The organism is Pseudomonas sp. FW305-3-2-15-E-TSA4, from assembly GCF_058787295.1.
On sequence record NZ_JBYSZP010000001.1, the window covers coordinates 358,292 to 376,890 of the forward strand.

24 protein-coding genes are annotated in these 18,599 nt (G+C 60.5%); all 24 read left to right on the top strand.

Annotated features, from left to right (window positions below):
* Nucleotides 1-53 precede the first annotated feature (53 nt).
* Nucleotides 54-638 carry a phage tail terminator protein gene (locus AC3WMV_RS01680; protein ID WP_103367832.1) on the top strand — a complete coding sequence of 195 codons (585 nt, stop codon included), beginning with the start codon at nt 54-56 and terminating at the stop codon, nt 636-638.
* On the top strand, nt 635-814 hold the full coding sequence (locus tag AC3WMV_RS01685) for a DUF2635 domain-containing protein (RefSeq protein WP_027611066.1): 180 nt from the start codon (nt 635-637) through the stop codon (nt 812-814). The genes AC3WMV_RS01680 and AC3WMV_RS01685 overlap by 4 nt, the downstream gene beginning before the upstream one ends.
* Entirely contained in the window at nt 814-2,310 is a 1,497-nt protein-coding gene (locus tag AC3WMV_RS01690; RefSeq protein WP_027611067.1) for a phage tail sheath subtilisin-like domain-containing protein, read from the top strand. Before AC3WMV_RS01685 ends, AC3WMV_RS01690 begins: the two co-directional genes overlap by 1 nt.
* 67 nt (nt 2,311-2,377) lie before the next feature.
* Complete coding sequence (locus AC3WMV_RS01695; protein ID WP_007964335.1) at nt 2,378-2,725, top strand: phage tail tube protein; 348 nt, start codon at nt 2,378-2,380, stop codon at nt 2,723-2,725.
* The gene (locus AC3WMV_RS01700; RefSeq protein WP_003222226.1) at nt 2,722-3,018 is read left to right on the top strand and encodes a phage tail assembly protein; all 297 of its coding nucleotides are present in this window, start codon (nt 2,722-2,724) and stop codon (nt 3,016-3,018) included. The genes AC3WMV_RS01695 and AC3WMV_RS01700 overlap by 4 nt, the downstream gene beginning before the upstream one ends.
* A 130-nt stretch (nt 3,019-3,148) precedes the next feature.
* Nucleotides 3,149-5,146, top strand: a complete 1,998-nt coding sequence (locus AC3WMV_RS01705) for a phage tail tape measure protein (protein ID WP_103367831.1) — start codon at nt 3,149-3,151, stop codon at nt 5,144-5,146.
* Nucleotides 5,133-6,368: a DNA circularization protein gene (locus tag AC3WMV_RS01710; protein WP_103367830.1), complete on the top strand. Its 1,236-nt coding sequence runs from the start codon at nt 5,133-5,135 to the stop codon at nt 6,366-6,368. The genes AC3WMV_RS01705 and AC3WMV_RS01710 overlap by 14 nt, the downstream gene beginning before the upstream one ends.
* Nucleotides 6,369-6,371: 3 nt before the next feature.
* Nucleotides 6,372-7,415 carry a phage baseplate assembly protein gene (locus AC3WMV_RS01715; protein ID WP_103367829.1) on the top strand — a complete coding sequence of 348 codons (1,044 nt, stop codon included), beginning with the start codon at nt 6,372-6,374 and terminating at the stop codon, nt 7,413-7,415.
* A 141-nt stretch (nt 7,416-7,556) separates the two neighbouring features.
* Entirely contained in the window at nt 7,557-8,066 is a 510-nt protein-coding gene (locus AC3WMV_RS01720) for a phage baseplate assembly protein V (RefSeq protein ID WP_027611071.1), read from the top strand.
* On the top strand, nt 8,066-8,464 hold the full coding sequence (locus AC3WMV_RS01725) for a phage GP46 family protein (protein ID WP_103367828.1): 399 nt from the start codon (nt 8,066-8,068) through the stop codon (nt 8,462-8,464). Before AC3WMV_RS01720 ends, AC3WMV_RS01725 begins: the two co-directional genes overlap by 1 nt.
* Complete coding sequence (locus AC3WMV_RS01730; protein ID WP_103367827.1) at nt 8,454-9,500, top strand: baseplate J/gp47 family protein; 1,047 nt, start codon at nt 8,454-8,456, stop codon at nt 9,498-9,500. The genes AC3WMV_RS01725 and AC3WMV_RS01730 overlap by 11 nt, the downstream gene beginning before the upstream one ends.
* A complete protein-coding gene (locus tag AC3WMV_RS01735) occupies nt 9,488-10,087 on the top strand; it encodes a YmfQ family protein (RefSeq protein WP_003222238.1) in 600 nt (199 codons plus the stop codon). Before AC3WMV_RS01730 ends, AC3WMV_RS01735 begins: the two co-directional genes overlap by 13 nt.
* A 14-nt stretch (nt 10,088-10,101) precedes the next feature.
* A complete protein-coding gene (locus AC3WMV_RS01740; protein ID WP_027611074.1) occupies nt 10,102-10,833 on the top strand; it encodes a hypothetical protein in 732 nt (243 codons plus the stop codon).
* 1 nt (nt 10,834) lies between these two features.
* The gene (locus AC3WMV_RS01745) at nt 10,835-11,260 is read left to right on the top strand and encodes a phage tail assembly chaperone (protein ID WP_103367826.1); all 426 of its coding nucleotides are present in this window, start codon (nt 10,835-10,837) and stop codon (nt 11,258-11,260) included.
* A gap of 57 nt (nt 11,261-11,317) precedes the next feature.
* Nucleotides 11,318-12,412 carry a phage tail protein gene (locus AC3WMV_RS01750; RefSeq protein WP_103367825.1) on the top strand — a complete coding sequence of 365 codons (1,095 nt, stop codon included), beginning with the start codon at nt 11,318-11,320 and terminating at the stop codon, nt 12,410-12,412.
* An 8-nt stretch (nt 12,413-12,420) separates the two neighbouring features.
* Nucleotides 12,421-12,987 (top strand): tail fiber assembly protein, encoded by a 567-nt coding sequence (locus AC3WMV_RS01755; protein ID WP_103367824.1) that lies wholly within the window; start codon nt 12,421-12,423, stop codon nt 12,985-12,987.
* Nucleotides 12,988-13,009: 22 nt separating this feature from the next.
* Nucleotides 13,010-13,906, top strand: coding sequence for a gp53-like domain-containing protein (locus tag AC3WMV_RS01760; RefSeq protein WP_103367823.1), 897 nt, complete (start codon nt 13,010-13,012; stop codon nt 13,904-13,906).
* Nucleotides 13,907-14,353 carry a tail fiber assembly protein gene (locus AC3WMV_RS01765; protein ID WP_097086504.1) on the top strand — a complete coding sequence of 149 codons (447 nt, stop codon included), beginning with the start codon at nt 13,907-13,909 and terminating at the stop codon, nt 14,351-14,353.
* An 18-nt stretch (nt 14,354-14,371) separates the two neighbouring features.
* Nucleotides 14,372-15,532 carry a glycine-rich domain-containing protein gene (locus AC3WMV_RS01770; protein WP_103367822.1) on the top strand — a complete coding sequence of 387 codons (1,161 nt, stop codon included), beginning with the start codon at nt 14,372-14,374 and terminating at the stop codon, nt 15,530-15,532.
* Nucleotides 15,532-15,786 (top strand): hypothetical protein, encoded by a 255-nt coding sequence (locus AC3WMV_RS01775; protein ID WP_103367821.1) that lies wholly within the window; start codon nt 15,532-15,534, stop codon nt 15,784-15,786. Before AC3WMV_RS01770 ends, AC3WMV_RS01775 begins: the two co-directional genes overlap by 1 nt.
* Before the next feature lie 33 nt (nt 15,787-15,819).
* On the top strand, nt 15,820-16,386 hold the full coding sequence (locus AC3WMV_RS01780; protein WP_097086509.1) for a glycoside hydrolase family 19 protein: 567 nt from the start codon (nt 15,820-15,822) through the stop codon (nt 16,384-16,386).
* Nucleotides 16,365-16,883: a lysis system i-spanin subunit Rz gene (locus AC3WMV_RS01785; protein WP_103367820.1), complete on the top strand. Its 519-nt coding sequence runs from the start codon at nt 16,365-16,367 to the stop codon at nt 16,881-16,883. The genes AC3WMV_RS01780 and AC3WMV_RS01785 overlap by 22 nt, the downstream gene beginning before the upstream one ends.
* Before the next feature lie 68 nt (nt 16,884-16,951).
* The gene (locus tag AC3WMV_RS01790; RefSeq protein WP_096795871.1) at nt 16,952-17,452 is read left to right on the top strand and encodes a CinA family protein; all 501 of its coding nucleotides are present in this window, start codon (nt 16,952-16,954) and stop codon (nt 17,450-17,452) included.
* Nucleotides 17,453-17,535: 83 nt separating this feature from the next.
* Complete coding sequence (recA, locus tag AC3WMV_RS01795) at nt 17,536-18,594, top strand: recombinase RecA (RefSeq protein WP_003222269.1); 1,059 nt, start codon at nt 17,536-17,538, stop codon at nt 18,592-18,594.
* The last annotated feature ends 5 nt before the right edge of the window (nt 18,595-18,599 follow it).

Sequence of the window (18,599 nt, forward strand, 5' to 3'; positions counted from 1 at the left end):
TACAGTGGATTCGCGGTGTTTTCTGCAACTCATTTCAACTCTGGAACACCACCATGAAGATCACCCCGATCCTCACGCAGCTGCGTGGGCAATGCCCAAGCCTTGCCGATCACATTGCGGTGGGTGTCGATCTGGCGTTGCTGCAAGGCAACGCTGATCTGCCGACACCCTCGGCTCATGTTCTGCCCCTGGCGGATCTCGCCAGCACCAGCACCGCACAAAACCTCACCGCCCAACCGATCCGCGACCGCTTCGAAATCGTCCTGGCGCTCGACGCCAGCGACAGCACAAAAGCGCTGGATCTGTTGCACGACCTGCGCGCCGAACTGTGGCGCGCGCTGGTGGGGTTCAAACCGGGCAATGACTACAGCGCCATCGTCTACGACGGCGGCGAGATGGTTTCGATCAACAGCAGCCGGGCCTTCTATCGGCTGCGCTTTTTTGCCGAGTTCCAGCTCGGCCGCAATCTGCCGAGTCAGCCTGCGGAGAGTTGGCACGAACGTGAACTGGACGGTTTGTCGTCCTTTACCGGGGTCACCGTGCGGGTCGATGCGATCGACCCGGCCGACCCCAATCTGAAACACCCGGGCCCTGACGGGCGCGTGGAAATGACTTTCTCTGGAGACGTAACCCCATGAGCAATCGCATCACCGTACTGCCGGCCGCTGGCCGTGCCGTGCCTGACCCGGAAGCGGGCGATCTGCTGCCCAAAGAAGGCCGTGAAGTGCTGGACAGCGCCTGGTGGCGCCGACGTCTGGCAGACGGCGATATCACTCTCAAAACTGTAAAAGTCAAAGCACAGGGAGCCAAATAATGGCGATCGGATTCAGCAACATCCCCGCGGACATTCGTGTACCGCTGTTCTATGCCGAAATGGACAACTCGGCCGCCAATAGCGCAACTTCGGCCATGCGCCGTCTGATCGTCGCTCAGGTCAACGACAACATCGCCCCGACCGAAGTCGGCAAACTGGTGCTGGTCTCCAGCGTCGCGCTGGCAAAAAGCATCGGCGGTCAGGGCTCGATGCTCGCCTCGATGTACGAGACCTTCCGTAAGGCCGACCCGATCGGCGAGATCTGGTGCCTGCCGCTGCACAACACTGAAGGCGCCATCGCCAAAGGCGTGCTGACCCTGACCGGCACCGCGACTCAGGCTGGCGTGCTCAACCTGTACGTCGCTGGTGTGCGGGTGCAAGCCACCGTGGTCAACGGTGCCACCGCTGCTCAAGCGGCTACCGCACTGGCGCAGAAAATCAACGCCACCGCCGATCTGCCGGTGAGCGCTGCGGCTGCCGAAGGTGTGGTTACCCTGAACGCCAAGTGGACCGGCGACAGCGGTAACGACATCAGCCTGCAGTTCAATCGCCTGGGCAAGAGCAACGGCGAAGAAACCCCGGCGGGCCTGACCACTGCGATCACCGCCATGACCGGCGGCGCCGGCGTGCCGGACCAGGTCGCAGCCGTGGCTGCACTGGGCGACGAGCCGTTCGAGTTCATCGCACTGCCGTGGTCGGATCTGTCGACCCTCAATACCTGGCAAGCAGTGATGGATGACAGCACCGGTCGCTGGTCCTGGGCCAAGCAACTGTTCGGTCACGTCTACAGCGCCAAGCGCGGCACCGTCGGCACCCTGGTTGCTGCTGGCCAGGCACGCAACGACCAGCACATGACCATTCAGGCGCTGGAGCCGGGCGTACCGCAACCGTTCTGGGTCCAGGCGGCAGCACTGGCTGCGCGCACCGCGGTGTTCATCTCCGCCGACGCCAGCCGTCCGACCCAAAGCGGCAGCCTGCCGGGTGTTGATCCGGCGCCGGCCAGCGAGCGATTCACCCTGACCGAGCGTCAGTCGCTGCTCAACTACGGCATTGCCACCGCGTACTACGAAGGCGGTTACGTGCGCATTCAGCGTTCGATCACCACCTACCAGAAGAACGCTTACGGTCAGGCCGACAACTCCTATCTGGACAGCGAAACCATGCACCAGTCGGCGTTCATCGTGCGTCGTCTGCAAAGCGTGATCACCAGCAAGTACGGCCGGCACAAACTGGCTTCCGACGGCACCCGTTTCGGCGCCGGCCAGCCGATCGTCACTCCGGCGACCATTCGCGGCGAGCTGATCGCGCAGTACGCCAAGCTGGAACTGGAAGGCCACGTGGAGAACGCCGAGCTGTTCGCCGAGCACCTGATCGTCGAGCGCGACGTACAGGATCCGAGCCGCGTGAACGTGCTGTTCCCGCCGGATTACATCAACGGTCTGCGCGTGTTCGCACTGCTCAACCAATTCCGTCTGCAATACGACGACGCGGCCTGATCGCCGCGTTTGGCCGTAAGCATTCAGCCCACTCCGGTGGGCTTTTTTATTTGAAGGGAGTAACACCATGGGTCAAGTGATTGCAGGCACCTGCTACGTCAAAGTCGACGGTGCACAACTGACTATCAACGGCGGCTGCGAAGCCCCGCTGATGGCCGTCAAACGCGAAACCGTCGTACCGGGTTTCTACAAGGAAACCGACGTCGCGCCGTCGTTCAAAGTGACCGCGCTGCACACCGCCGACTTCCCGCTGAAGAAGCTGATCGAAGGCACCGACATCACCGTCACCTGCGAATTCAGCAACGGCAAAGTCTACGTGCTGGCCGGTGCCTATCTGGTCGAAGAGCCGGTATCCAAAGGCGATGACGCCACCATCGAACTGAAATTCGAAGGCATCAAGGGGACCTGGCAATGAGCGGCGCCGTGAAGCTTCAGGTTGCGATCGAAGCTCACGGCGAGCCCCTGACCGAACTCGTCCTGCGCCGTCCGACGGTGCAGGAAGTGCGAGCGATCAAGGCGCTGCCGTACAAGATCGACAAAAGCGAAGAAGTCAGCCTCGACATGGACGTGGCGGCCAAATACATCGCCGTGTGCGCCGGCATCCCGCCGTCGTCGGTCAACCAGCTCGATCTGGCTGACCTCAACGCGCTGAGCTGGGCCGTTGCGAGTTTTTTCATGAGTGCGGCGTCGGAGCCATCACCGACCTGATCGCAGTCGCCTATGACCTGGCCTGGTTCTGGAAGGTTGACCCCGAACAGATGATGGCCAGGCCACTGGATGTGCTCCGCGAATCGCTGGAGCACGCGCAACGGATCAATGCGATGCAGCAGGTGCAGTGATGGCGAATACAAATTTGAGCCTGATCCCGCAGAACTTTCCCGTCACGGTCAACATGCTCGTGGTGCTCAAGGGCGCCGAGAAAATGGAGACCGAGATGAAGGGGCTGCGCGGCAAGGTCGCAGCATTCAAGAAAAGCATGGAAGACAGCGGCCTCGAGCCGCTGGACGTGGCCGGCTTCATTGCCGAAGGTGGTTTGCTCAAGCCGTTTCAGGACGGCATCAAAAAAGCCATCGAAGCGCAGGATGCGTTGGCGAAGAAAGCCAGGGCACTCAAGGGCCTTAAAGTTCCGAAGGTGGTCCAGGGCGAAACCTCGGCCAACCTGGAAAAATTCAACAAGGCGCTGGATAACATCTCGCTGAAAATCGGTCAGGCGTTGTTGCCGGCGGTTAACGGCATCGTCACGGCGCTGACACCGGTGATGACTTCGATTGGCCAGTTTGTCGCCAACAATCCGTATCTGGTCGAAGGGCTGGCGGCCGCTGCCGTAGCGTTTACGGTGGTCACGGTCGGTGCGATGGGGCTGGTCGCGGTGCTGGGGATTCTGACCTCGCCCATCGGGCTGATTGCGGCAGCTATCGCGGCAGCGGTGGCCATCATCGTGATTGGCGCACGGTTGATTACCAATAACTGGGCGTCGATTTCCGGATTCTTCGGCAGGATGTGGGACTACGTTTCGACGAAATTCAACGCTGGAGTTGCGGCGACCACGCAGGCAATCGAATCGATGGGCGCATTGATCAGCAAAACGTGGGGGGAGATCAGCGCGGAATTTTTTGCCGGCGTCGACAGCGTCGTCAATATTTACAACGGCTTGGTATCGAAAGCGCAGGCAGGCACTGACAAGCTCGTGGCGGCTTTCGACTTCTCGCCGAGTGAGCTGTGGAACAAGGCGTTGGCGAAAGCCAGCAGCGTTGTCAGTGATTTCTTCGCCAGCACCATGGCGGATGCACAAGCAGGGATCGACAAGCTCAGGGCGAAGTTCGATTTCTCGCCGCGTGAGGTGTGGAACAAGGCGTTGGCGAAGGCCAGTAGCGTTGTCAGTGATTTCTTCGCTGGCACCATGGCGGATGCGCAAGCGGGTATCGACAGGCTCAGGGCGAAATTCGATTTCTCGCCGAGTGAAATGATGAGCAAGGCTTTTGCAACCGCGAGCAATGTCGTCAGTGATTTCTTCGCTGGCGCACAGGCCAAAGCTGCTGCCGGTGTGGACGCGCTCAAGGCGAAGTTCAGTTGGTCGCCAGTGCAGACGATTACTGAAGCCTGGGGTTCGCTGAACAATGTGTTTGGCAATCTTGTTGGCGGTGTTGCCGATAACGCCGCAGCGCAGTGGGAGCAGGTCAAATCGATCTTCACGCAATCGCCGGTAGCGATGATTGAATCGGCTTGGCAACCCGTGGCGCCGGTTTTTTCCGCGCTGTGGGACGTACTCAGGGCTGGAGCCCAGCCGTTGAAAGACGAGTTTCAAAACCTGTTTGGCAGCGCGCCTGTGGAAGCGGTCATGGCGAAGTGGAGTGGCGTGAGCGCGTACTTCTCCGGTCTGTGGGCATCGTTGACCACGGATGCACAAGTGGTGAAGAGCATCTTCGGCGATCTGTTCAGCCAGTCGCCGCTGGAGTCGATCCAGCAGAAATGGCAGCCGGTACTGACCTGGTTCAGCGACATGTGGAAAAACCTGCAAGGGATTTTCGGGCAGCTTAAAGAACTGTTCGGTGGCAATTTCTCCGGTGTCTTTGCAACCCTCACCGGTACCGCCCCGGCAGCGCCTGCCGGTGCCCCGAAGTTAAGCAGTTCGCTGCCACAAACCTCCAGCGCCCTGATCCAGCAGAGCGCGGCCAACAACCGTACGCAACTCGAAGGCGGCCTGACCGTGCGCTTCGAAAATGCACCGGCGGGGCTGCGCACCGATCAACCGCAAAGCAATCAACCGGGCCTGGCGCTGTCTTCGCGCATCGGCTATCGCTCGCTGTCGGCAGGAGGTTCCAATGAACTGGCGTGACCGCTTGTTGCCGGCATCGTTTCGCGGTGTCGGATTCTGGATCGATCAGGCGAAAACTCCGGTCGGTCGCAAAGGTCAGTTGCACGAATACCCGCAACGCGACCTGCCGTATTTCGAGGATCTCGGCCAGCAGGCCAAGACCCACGACCTCACGGCGTTCATCATCGGCGCCGATTGCCTGGAGCAGCGCGACAAGCTGCTCAAGGCCCTGGAGGCGGGCAGTGGTGAACTGGTGCATCCGTGGCTCGGACGCCTGCAAGTCAAGGTCGGCGAATGCGACATGACCCACACCCGCCAGGACGGCGGACTGGTGACGTTCAGTCTGAAGTTTTATCCCGACCGGCCGTTGCCTTTTCCGACTGCCACGGTCAGTACGCAAAAAATTCTCTTGGCCAAGGCTGACACGCTGTTGGGTTCGGCGGTGGCGCGCTTCGAGCAGGCGATGACGTTGATCAAGGCTGCGCGGATCGGCATTGCCAATCTGCGCAACAGCCTGACCGGCGTGTTTGAGGTGATCAAAGAGCAGCTCAAACCGCTGATCGAGCAGTATCGGCAGATCACCGAACTGGTCAAAGCGGTCAAGGAGTTGCCCAAGGAAGTGGCGGCGGAGTTCAAAGGCTTGCTCGGCGATATCAAGGAACTCAAGGCATTCGCGAAGGAGGGCTACCGTGGCGTGATTGCCGACGTGTCCCAACAACTCGAAGCCATCCGCAAGGCTGATGCGCCGAAGATCACCACCGGCAAGGACACCAACGCGGCGGCACAAGCCATGGCCGATCTGGTGCAGGACACGGTGCTGGTCAAAGTCGCGCAATGGGTGGCATCGATGCCGGTGGCGACAAGCCCGGTGAAACTGTCATCGACACCTACGGTAGGGCAGCAGGCGACGAGCCCGGTAACGCGCCAGGAAGTCCCGGTCAGTGACGACATGCAGGCATTGCGTGACGCCGTGGCGGTGGCGATCAACCCGATGCTGGACAAGGCCGACCCGGTGCACTACCAGGCCATCAGCGATGTGAAAGAGGCGCTGCTTGCGCACCTCAAGGCCGTCGCGTCGTCGGGTGTGCGGCAAGTCAGCAAGTCGTTCCAGGAAAGCTTTCCGGCACTGGTGGTGGCCTACAAGTACCTTGGCGATGCGACGCGGGTCACGGAAATCACTCAACGCAACGGGATCACCCATCCTGGTTTCTCACCCAACGAAGTGAAAGTCTCCGGGGAGTAAACCATGAGCGAGATAGACAACCGAGTCACGCTGACCGTCAACAACATGGAATACGGCGGCTGGAAAAGCGTGGAAATCACCGCCGATCTTGAGCGCCAGTTCCGCACCTTCAAACTCGACATCACCTGGCAGTGGCCGGGGCAGACGTTGGATCAACGGATCAAACCGGGTGACCCGTGCGAAGTGAAAATCGGCCAGGATCTGGTGCTCACTGGCTACGTGTTCAAGGCCCCGATCAGTTATGACGGACGCCAGATCAGCTTGAGTATCGAGGGCAGTTCCAAGACTCAGGATCTGGTCGATTGCGCAGCCACCAACCGGCCGAACCAATGGCAGGAGCAACCGCTGCTGAGCATCGTCCAGGCTCTGGCGGCGGAATACTCGCTGTACGTGGTCAACGAAATTCCCGAGACCGCGCGGCTCGCCAAACACACCATCGTGCCGGGCGAAACAGTGTTCCAGTCGATCGACCGATTGCTCTCGCTGTTTCGGGTGTTTTCCACCGATGACGAGCAGGGCCGGCTGGTGCTGGCCAAGCCCGGTAGTGGTGGTCGGGCCAGTGACGCGCTGGAGTTGGGCAAGAACATTCTGTCGGCGAACGCGCCGATGGATCAGAGCCAGGTGTTTTCTGAATACCGAGTGATCGGTCAGCAGAAAGGCTCGGACAAGAAGAGCGGGGCGGCCGTCAGCGAGGTTCAATCCAGCGCGGCTGATCTGAGCTTCAAGCGCCGCCGCACCACGATCATCAACGAGGGCACCGCGCTGACGTTCGAGTTGGCCCAGCAACGCGCCCAATGGGAAAGCGCCACCCGCATGGGCCGGGCGCAGACCACCACCTATCAGGTGCAGGGCTGGCGTCAGGCCAATGGCGATCTGTGGCGCCACAACACGCTGGTGAAGGTCACGGATCCGGTACTCGGCTTTGACGGCGACATGTTGATCTCCAAAGTCACGTATTCGCTCTCGGCGCAGGGCTCGGTGACCACGCTGCAAGTGGCGCCACCGCATACCTTCGATCCTGATCCCACCCCCCCGAAAAAAACCTGAGCCTGACACCGCCCCTGTAGGAGTGAGCCTGCTCGCGATAGCGGTAGACCGGCCACTGAAAGGTCGACTGCACTGACGCCATCGCGAGCAGGCTCACTCCTACAGTTGACCGCGTCGTGCCCATCTTTTGAAGGACAATTCATGAGCCTACTGACACGCCTGCTGGCGCGCGGCACTGTCGTGCTCGCCCATTCGGCATCCAAGCTGCAATCGCTGCAAATGCGCCTCACCGCCGGCGAGGTGAACGACGACATGGAGCATTTCGAACCCTACGGTTTCACCAGCAACCCGCTGGCCGGCGCCGAAGGCATCGTCACGTTTCTCGGCGGTGACCGGTCTCACGCCATCGCCCTGGTGGTCGCCGACCGCCGCTATCGCTTGCAGTCGCTGGCCTCTGGCGAAGTGGCGATCTACACAGACGAGGGCGACAAAATTCACTTCAAGCGCGGGCGGATCATCGACATCGAAACCGCCACCCTGAACATCCGCGCCAGCAGCGCGGTGAACTTCGACACGCCGGTGATCAACCAGACCGGCAAGATCGTTTCCACCGGCGACCAACTCGCCGGCGGCATCAGCCAGATCAAACACGTGCACGTCGGCGTGCAGGCCGGTAGCGGCCAGACCGGTGCGCCGGCAGGAGGCAAATAATGCTTGTCAGCCAGAACCTCCACGCCGCACTGACCCGCGCCGTGCTCATCAGCCTGTTCACCTGGCGCCGCGCCGCCGATGACGACGCCCTCGACGACGAGGAGCGCTTCGGCTGGTGGGGCGACAGCTTTCCCACCGTCGCCGACGATCGCATCGGTTCGCGGCTGTGGCTGTTGCGTCGGGTCAAGCTGACCCGACAGACCCAGATGGACGCCGAGTTCTATGCCCGCGAAGCCTTGCAATGGCTGATGGACGACGGCCACTGCAGCGCCATCGACATCATCAGCGAACGCCTCGACGCCCAGCGCCTGAACCTGCGCACGGTCCTGACCCTGGCCGACGGCGAACGTCTGGACATCAACCCCGATAACAGTTGGCAGGTGATCTATGCCGTTTGAAACCCCTTCGCTGCCGGTGCTGATCAAGCGCACCCAAAGCGACCTGGCCGGCGATTCGCTGCGCCAGTCCGATGCGCAAGTGCTGGCCCGCACCCTCGGTGGCGCCGCCTATGGCCTGTACGGTTATCTCGACTGGATTGCCGAGCAGATCCTGCCGGACAAGGCCGACGAATCGACCCTGGAACGCATCGCCGCGCTGCGCCTGAACCAGCCACGCAAACCGGCGCAAGTCGCCACCGGCAGCGTCAGTTTTACCGCGACCGCCGGTGCGGTGCTGGATGTCGACACGCTGCTGCAAGCGAGCGATGGCCGTACCTACAAGGTCACCACCGCGCGCACCACCGTCAATGGCAGCAACACCACCACCGTCGCGGCGCTGGATGCTGGCAGCCTGGGCAATGCCGACACCGGTCTGGCGCTGAACCCGGTGCAGCCGATCGCCGGTGTCGTCGGCAATAGCTTCGTGGTGCTCGCGCCCGGCCTCAGTGGTGGTGTGGCGCGGGAAAGTCTGGAGTCGTTGCGCTCGCGGGTGATCCGTTCTTATCGCGTGATCCCCCATGGCGGTTCGGCCAGCGACTACGAGACCTGGGCGCTGGAAGTGCCGGGCGTGACGCGGGCCTGGTGTCGTGGCGGCTTGCTCGGGCCAGGCACAGTGACGGTATTCATCATGCGTGACGAAGACCCGCAACCGGTGCCCAACGATGAGCAACTGGCGGAGGTTCAGGAGTACATCGAACCGCTGCGCCCAGTGACGGCAGAAGTGCATGTGCAGCGGCCGATTCAGGTGCCGGTGGTGTACCGCTTCAAGAGCGTCAATCCCGACACCAGCGCTGTGCGCGCCGCCGTCGAAGCGCAACTGCGCGACCTGCACAACCGCGAGGCCGACCTCGGTGTGGCGCTGCTGATCAGCCATATCCGCGAAGCCATCAGCAGCGCTGGCGGTGAGTACGACCACACGCTGACCGCGCCGGCCGCTGACGTGCCTGCCGGGCAAAGCGAACTGCTGACCTTCGGAGGTTGCGTATGGGGGGCATAAGAACCGCCGCGCAATATCAGGCGCAGCTGCGCGCCTTGCTGCCGAGCGGCCCGGCGTGGGACCCGGAACGCGTCCCGGAACTCGAGGAAGTGCTGCAAGGCGTCGCCGTCGAGCTGGCGCGCCTCGACGCCCGCGCCGCCGACCTGCTCAACGAGATGGACCCGGCGGGCGTCAGCGAATTGGTGCCGGACTGGGAACGGGTGATGGAGCTGCCCGACCCGTGCCTGGGCGCCACACCGCTGTTCGACGACCGCCGCCTCGCCGTGCGCCGACGCTTGCTCGCGGTCGGCAGTCAGGCTGTCGGTTACTACCTCGACATCGCCAAAAGCCAGGGCTACCCCAACGCCAGCATCACCGAACACGAAGCCCCGCGCATGGGCCGCGCGCGTTTCGGCGCGGCACACTGGGGCACCTGGGAAGCGCAATTCATGTGGACCCTCAACACCGGCGGCCGCCTGCTGCTTGGTCGGCGCTATGGCGCGAGTTACTGGGGCGAGCGCTTCGGCGTCAACCCGGGCTCGGCGCTGGAGTGCCTGATCCACCGCAGTGCGCCGGCGCATACCAAAGTGCACATCAATTATGACTAGGGAGGAATGACGGGATGGATTATCCGAAAAGTGTGCCCAGCGCCGGTCTGGTGAATGGGAAATTTGTCGATGAAAACCCGCTGACCGGGACGCCGGGGTCGCTGATTCCGGCGCGATGGGGCAACAGCGTTACCGATGAAATCATCAACGCGATCACTGCCGCCGGACTTGTGCCTGACGAGGGTAACAGCACGCAACTGAGATTGGCGATTTCGACGATTGTCGAGAAGAACAAAAATGATTCTTTGGCGAGCAAGGATGAGGCCGAAGCAGGTACCAGCAGCAGCCGTCTGATGACGCCGCAGCGCGTTTTCCAAGCGATCGAAAAGAAAGTGGTTCAAGCCACTGAAACGGTTTTGGGCTGGGCGCGGATCGCGACCCAAAGCCAAGTCAATGCGGGGACTGACGACACCGCCATTGTCACACCGAAAAAGCTCCGGTTTGGTGTTTCCTACAGCATTGGCGCGAACGGCTATATCGTCTTTCCGAGTTGGTTGGGGGGCTTCATGATCCAGTGGGTCCTGATCACCATTGCTGCAGATAAAACCTATGCTGCCCAACCTTGGCCGGTGGCTTTCAAGACCCAGTGTGCCGCTACTTGGGCGAGTTATTCGCACGGCGGAAACGCACCCTATTTCGATATCACCACTCCACCCTTGGTGACCTATTTTGATTCTAGCCAGGTGCAGGTTTTGAGTAATTCCGGTGGCACCGGTTTTGTCACTGTGCTGGGAGTGGGGAACTGAAATGAAACGTTTCTATAGCTGCACCACTGGCAACACTTATTTGTCGGGCTATCACACGAGCCTCCCGGGCGATGCCGTTGAAATTGACGACGAGCGTTACGAGTCGGTTATTGCTAACCCTGCAGCCGGAACCGAGCGGTCCCATGACGAGCAAGGTCTGCCGATACTGATCGAGTCGACGCCCCTTTCAGGCGAGCAAGCGCTGATCGAAGCAAAGGCATGGCGCGACAAGGAATTTGATCGCGTGGTCTGGTTGCGTGACCGCCATCGGGACGAAGTGGAATTGATAAAAGCCACCACGCTATCCGACTCTGAATATCTGACCCTGCTGAATTACCTGCAGGCGCTACGCAAGTGGCCCCAGGCGAAGAAATTCCCCTCCAAACGCTCTCGACCGAAAAAGCCTGCCTGGATGACTGCCGAGTGAATGGATGCTGCATTGTCGGCATCGCCCATCAATGTTCCAGGTAAAGGAAAGTTAACTATGGATTATCCAAAAAGCGTCCCCAGCGTCGGCCTGGTCGATGGCCGCTTTGTCGATGAAAACCCGGTGGCGGGAACCCCGGGTTCGTTGATTCCGGCGGTGTGGGGCAACAGCGTGACTCAGGAGATCCTGAGTGTGATTAACGGCGGCGGGTTGGTGGCTTCTGAAGCCGATACCGGGCAGTTGTACAAGGCGATTCAGTCGATCATCGGCAGAGCGAGCCCGATGCGTTCGGTCATCACCCGACTGGCCGCATCGAAAACCCTGACCGAAGCCGAGCTTGGCCTGGTGCTGATCGACGGCAGCCCGGGGCCAGTGACCTTGCTGCTGCCACCGGCCAACGCCGCCCTCGGTGTGCGCGACGTGATTGTTCGGCGGGTGGACAACAGCGGTAATCGCATGGTCATCCAGGCGTCCGGTACCGACTGGATTCGTTTTCACACCCATCTGTCGGCCAGCGGTTATCCGTTCTTCGTATTGATGGGCGGCGGTGACTGGTGGCATTTGCGCAGTGATGGGGCGGGGAGTTGGTGGCCGGTCGGTCGTTTCGACAATACGCCGTTGGGGCGGCCGTTTTTCGAGACGACCCTGATGCTCAGTCCCGGCGGATACGGTGCATTGAACGGCACCGTGATGAAACGCGCGGAATGGCCGTGGCTGTGGGATCACGCACAGCAATCGGGAATGCTGGGGACTGAAGCCTTACGCGTGGGCTCCGAGGGGAAATGGACCACGGGTGACGGTGCGACGACCTTTCGTGGTCCCGAAGGGCGAGGGGAATTTCTGCGGGTTCTGGATGAAGATCGTGGCGTGGATGCCGGGCGTGCCATGGGCACTTTTCAGACTGGATCGACGCATTCCTATGCACAAGGTGCCAATGGCGCAGGCGCTGTGGGCGCGTACTGGTCAGATAGCTTGACCAGTTTTGGCGCGGATACCCGGGAAGAACCGCAATACGTGACGGGATTGATCAATGGTGGTCCGACTTTTCCGGTGAATACCACTTACCAGAGGGATACCGCAGCAACATTGCTCTACGCCTTCAAATCCCGCCCGCGCAACATCGCCTATCCCGGCCGCATCAAACTCATCTGAGGCACTTCATGTTCAATTATCTATTTGATGGCTCGGGCGCTCTGTCCGGGCCTGTCGAGTTCATTGTCACGCCGGGCATTGGCATCCAGTTACCCGGTAATGCTGTTGAGCTGGCGTACGAGTTGCCTGAGCCGGAAACCGGTCGTTGCTGGGCACTGATCAACGGTGTACCGCGTGAGGTGATCGATCGCCGTGGCATGGTTTATCGCAAGGACGGCGGCGCGCAACAGATATGGACCGAGCTGGGTGAGTTGCCGGACACCCTGACCGCGCAACCATGGCCAGGCGAGTTCCACATCTGGCGCGACAACGCCTGGGTGCTGGATGAGCAGGCTCGTTTAGCGAGCGTCAGACAGCAATCTCTCGGCCAGCGCGACGCACTGCTGCGCGACGCCGTCCTGCGCATCGCCCCGCTGCAATACGCCGAAGACATCGGCGATGCCAGCCATGACGAACAACTGCTGCTGATCGAGTGGAAGCTTTACAGCGTAGAGCTGAACCGCATCGAAAAACAGGCGGGTTTTCCCGATGAAATCACCTGGCCGGTTGCGCCCGGATCAGCAGTAAACACCTGATTCACACACAAGGAGAAGTACCGTGGACTACCCAAACAGTGTCCCGAGTGCCGGCTTGGTCAACGGCCGGTTTGTCGATGAAGACCCGCTGACCGGCAAGCCGGGCTCGTTGATTCCGGCGAAATGGGGCAACAGCGTTACCCAAGAGTTGTTGAACGTCATCAATGCTGGCGGCACCGCTCCGACGGAAGCGAAAGATGATCAGGTGTTAACCGCATTGCGCAGCAACAAGTTGTTTTTGACTGCACCGCAGTTCTCCAATGATCAGTCGATGGCGACCACCGAGTTTGTTACGCGGGCGGGACTACAGTTCTCCGGTTTTGCTTCTTACGCCGCCAGCACGGTATTGAACGCTGCGAATATTGGCGGTGTCGCGAGTTTCTCCAGTGCCAGTGCGCTGACTGCGACGCTGCCGTCTACCAATGGTGTGGCCCATGCGAGCACCATTCACGTAATCAACGCAGGTACCGGCGTGTTGACCGTTAATCCTTCCGGTAACGATGGGCTTCTCACCTGTAATGGCACATCCGGCCCGCTCAAGTTGGGTATTGGTGACACTGCCTATCTGATCAAACTCACGGGACAGTGGCGCCTCTATGGCGGCTCGGTGAGTGATCGATATGCGTCGGCGCACTCCGGTGTGTACGGCAACATTGGCTACCAGCGTTATGCCAGCGGCAATATCGATCAATGGGGTGTTGGCACGACGGATGCCAATGGCGATGTCAACGTCGTCTTTCCGATCTCTTTCCCTACCGCGTTTTCTTCGATCATCGCCATGCACGTAGGAGGCGATGGAGCGATGGTCGTCATGTACGCGAACTCTGCGTCGAAGCAGGGGTGCCGTCTGAAAGTTCGAAGCTACAGCGGCGAAGTGTCTGCAGGCTGGGGTATCAACTTCTTCGCAAAGGGTTATTAAATGAATCCGTTCAATGTCTTGTTCAGCGCCAGCACCCGTGGGGTTTATGTTCCCGCTATCAACTCATCGGATATTCCGGATGACGTCATTGAAATTCCCCAGACCTATTGGATCTCACTGCTGCAGCAACTGGCGGTGAGTGCAAAAGTGGTCGGTGTGCACGCGGATAACGGTTATCCGACTCTGGTTGATCCACCACCTTATTCGGCAGAAGAAGCGGCAGATGCTGAACGTAGCTGGCGTACAGCACAACTGGCTGCCACCGATGGTCTGGTTGCACGTGATCGTGATGAGCTTGAAGACGGTGGTGGCACGACGCTGACCAGCGAGCAATATGCCGAGCTGCAAACCTATCGCCGCGAATTGCGCGATTGGCCGCAGGGTTCTTTTTTTCCTTTCAGTGAGCATCGGCCTGTAGCGCCGCGTTGGTTGGCAAATGCGGTTTGAGCCGTAGAGGAAACATACATGGATTATCCAAAAAGCGTTCCCAGCGTTGGGCTGGTGAACGGCAAGTTCGTCAATGAAGATGTCGTCGCGGGATTGCCCGGATCGTTGATCCCGGCGACCTGGGGCAACAGCGTCACCGATGAGTTGTTGAACGTCGTCAAATCCGCCGGCCTTGAGCCAAGCGAAGCCGATGCAACCCAATTGTTGCAAGCGGTGCAAAAACTCAGTCAGGCAGGTGAAGACAAACATGCCACTGACATCGGCGCCGCCAATCTATACATGGCCAATTATGTGCCTCCCATCACCGCGTTGAAGGACGGCTTGGCGCTGCGCTTTACCGCCGGTAATGCCAATACCGGAGCGAGTACCTTTGCACCGAACGGGTTGATGCCCAAGCCGCTGGTAAATCTTGCATCGAGTGCATTGCGGCCTGCCGAGATTGTCGGCGGCAGTGTGTGTGCGGTGGTGTACAGCGCGGCGTTGGACAGTTGGGTGCTGGTGTATGCCGGCGGTGGCAGTGGTGCCAGTGGGCGGTTGTTGAGTGTGAGGACGTTCACCTCGTCTGGCACTTATGTGCCGACGGTGGGGATGAAGAATGTGTTGGTGAAAGTTGTCGGCGGAGGGGGCGGGAGTGCAGGCATTGTTGGGACAACTGCTTCCCAGTATTCGCTTGCAGGTGGAGGGGCCTCTGGTAGTTACGCGGAAGCCTGGCTTTCGGCCGCAACGGTTGGAGCCAGTCAGATCGTCACGGTGGGCGTTGGTGGCGCCGCAGGTTTGATCGCATCCGACGCTGGAACGGGCGGAACCAGCTCCTTGGGATCGTTGGTTTCAGCGCCTGGCGGTGCTGGTTCGACCTCTTTGGGTTACACCAGCTTCCCAGGGACCGGTCTGTATGTTGGTGGGTATCCCGGCCAAGCTGCGAAAGGCGGGAACATCGTCAGCATGGCGGGTTCTGCCGGTTCGACAGGTATTTCCATCAATGCGTCGACCCTGGCCGGACATGGTGCCAACTCGCCCTTGGGCAATGGTGGTGTTGCCAGCAGTGCGCAGGGAGCAATCGCGGCCCCTGGTTCCGGGTTCGGTTCCGGGGCGGGCGGCATTGCCAACGCCCCCAGTCAATCTGGCAGACCGGGGGCTTCCGGTGCCCCTGGTGCAGTGATTATCTACGAGTACGCCTGATGAAAACCTACGCACGCATCGTCAACAACACTGTGGCCGAACTGTTCTCGACTGACGGCAACATGGCCAATATGTTCCATCCGGAACTGCTGTGGGTCGACATCACCGACGTGACACCGACACCGCAAATCGACTGGAACGCCAACTTCGGCACTCTCGGCTGGGTGTTCACGGCCCCCGAGGTCGCGGCACCGAACAACACCCTGACAACTCTGGCAAAAAAATGGCTGGGGGGCGTTGTCCGTCAACCATGATTCAATCGGAGCATCCAGGGAGGATTACGCATCATGCAAATCACTGAAGACAACCTTAAAACCATCATGCCCAACGCCCGCTCCCAAGCGGGCGTTTTTGTTTCTGCACTCAACAATGCAATGACTCGCCGCCATATCGACTCGCCAAAACGTATCGCTGCGTTTCTCGCGCAAATCGGTCACGAGTCGGGCCAGTTGCAATACGTGCGCGAACTGGGCAACAACCAGTACCTGAGCAAATACGACACCGGCACGCTGGCGCTGCGTCTGGGCAACACGCCCGAGGCCGACGGCGATGGGCAGAAATACCGTGGTCGCGGGCTGATCCAGATCACCGGGCGCAGCAACTATCGGCAGTGCAGTCTCGGCCTGTTCGGCGATGAGCGCTTGCTGTCCTTGCCGGAATTGCTTGAGCAACCGCAATGGGCAGCGGAATCGGCGGCATGGTTCTGGGAACAGAACGGCCTGAACGATCTGGCCGACCGCGACCAGTTCAACAGCATCACCCGCCGAATCAACGGCGGGTTGAATGGCCTGCAGGATCGGCTCGACATCTGGGCGCGGGCGAGGGCGGTGCTATGTCCGTCTCCTGGCGTTTAACCGGCTTTTTGTTGCTGACCTTGGGGGGCGCTGCGTTGGCCTGGCAGTTTCAGGACTGGCGTTACGAGCGACAACTCGCGGAGCAGGCGCGGTTAAACGCCGACACTCTCAATCAGCTGAATGTGGCCGCAGCCAGCGCGCAGCAGGTCGAGCAGGATAAACGTCTGGCCCTTGAGCAACGCCTCGCGGCCAGTGAACAAACCCACTATCGAGCACTCAGTGATGCCCAACGTGATCAGGATCGCCTGCGCGATCGTCTTGCCACTGCTGATCTGCGCCTGTCAGTCCTCATCGACGCCGGCGACGCTGCCCAAGGCTGCGGGGTGCCAGCCGCCACCGGCCCCGGCGGCGTGGATCATGCAGCCGTACGCGCCCGACTTGACCCGGCGCATGCTCAACGAATTATCGCCATCACCGACACCGGCGATCGCGGACTGATTGCCTTGCAGGCCTGTCAGGCCTATGTCAGAACGCTGGCGCCCGAACATTTTGAATGAGTCTGTGTATTGAAAGCGCAACCGGGTCGTGTACGGTGGTAGTCATTCCACCCGATCCGGAGCGCACCGTGAAAGAGATCACTCAACTGGCTGCCGAGCTTGGCAGACGTTTGCAGTTGCTCAACGCCCACGTCACCACGGCCGAGTCGTGTACCGGTGGCGGGATTGCCGAAGCGATCACGCGGATTCCGGGGAGCTCGGCGTGGTTCGAGGCCGGTTATGTGACCTACTCCAACCGGCAGAAGACCCGGCAACTGAATGTCCCCACCGAATTGTTCGGCACGGTGGGTGCGGTCAGTCGCGAAGTCGTCGAGGCGATGGTGCGTGGTGCGCAGAAGCACAGTCTGGCGCGGTTTGCCGTGGCGGTCAGCGGCGTGGCGGGGCCCGATGGCGGTACACCGAACAAACCGGTGGGCACGGTGTGGCTGGCCTGGGGCGTGGGCGATGCGGTTTCCAGTGAGGTTCAGCACTTCCCCGGCAACCGCGATGAAGTCCGCCGACAAACGGTGAAGGCCGCGCTAGAGGGGCTGTTGCGACTAGCGGCACGAGAAATCGAAAATCAGGGGTAGGCGATCCGCGAACGCTGTGGAATAATACTGGCTACTTATACAGGTGTTGGCCGTCAGGCCTTATTGATTACGTGAGGACTTTAATGGACGACAACAAGAAGAAAGCCTTGGCTGCGGCCCTGGGTCAGATCGAACGTCAATTCGGCAAGGGTGCCGTAATGCGTATGGGCGATCAGGACCGTCAGGCGATCCCGGCTATCTCCACCGGCTCTCTGGGTCTGGACATCGCACTCGGCATCGGCGGTCTGCCAAAAGGCCGTATCGTTGAAATCTACGGTCCTGAATCTTCCGGTAAAACCACACTGACACTGTCCGTGATCGCCCAGGCGCAAAAAGCCGGCGCGACCTGCGCATTCGTCGACGCCGAACACGCCCTCGACCCTGAGTACGCCGGCAAGCTGGGCGTCAACGTCGACGACCTGCTGGTTTCCCAACCAGATACCGGCGAACAGGCACTGGAAATCACCGACATGCTGGTGCGCTCCAACGCAGTAGACGTGATCATCGTCGACTCCGTGGCGGCACTGGTACCGAAGGCTGAAATCGAAGGCGAAATGGGTGACATGCACGTGGGCCTGCAAGCCCGTCTGATGTCCCAGGCGCTGCGTAAAATCACCGGTAACATCAAGAACGCCAACTGCCTGGTGATCTTCATCAACCAGATCCGCATGAAGATCGGCGTGATGTTCGGCAGCCCGGAAACCACCACCGGTGGTAACGCACTGAAGTTCTACGCCTCGGTCCGTCTCGACATCCGCCGTACCGGCGCGGTGAAGGAAGGCGACGAAGTGGTCGGCAGCGAAACCCGCGTCAAGGTTGTGAAGAACAAGGTGGCTTCGCCGTTCCGTCAGGCTGAGTTCCAGATTCTTTACGGCAAGGGCATCTACCTCAATGGCGAGATGATCGACCTGGGCGTGCTGCACGGTTTCGTCGAGAAATCCGGCGCCTGGTATGCCTATGAAGGCACCAAGATCGGTCAGGGCAAGGCCAACTCGGCCAAGTTCCTGGCAGACAACCCGGAAGTCGCTGCCAAGCTCGAGAAGCAGCTGCGTGACAAACTGCTGTCGCCAGCGGTGATCGCCGACTCCAAGGCTTCTGCGGTCAAAGAGACCGAAGACGACCTAGCTGACGCTGATATCTGATCGCA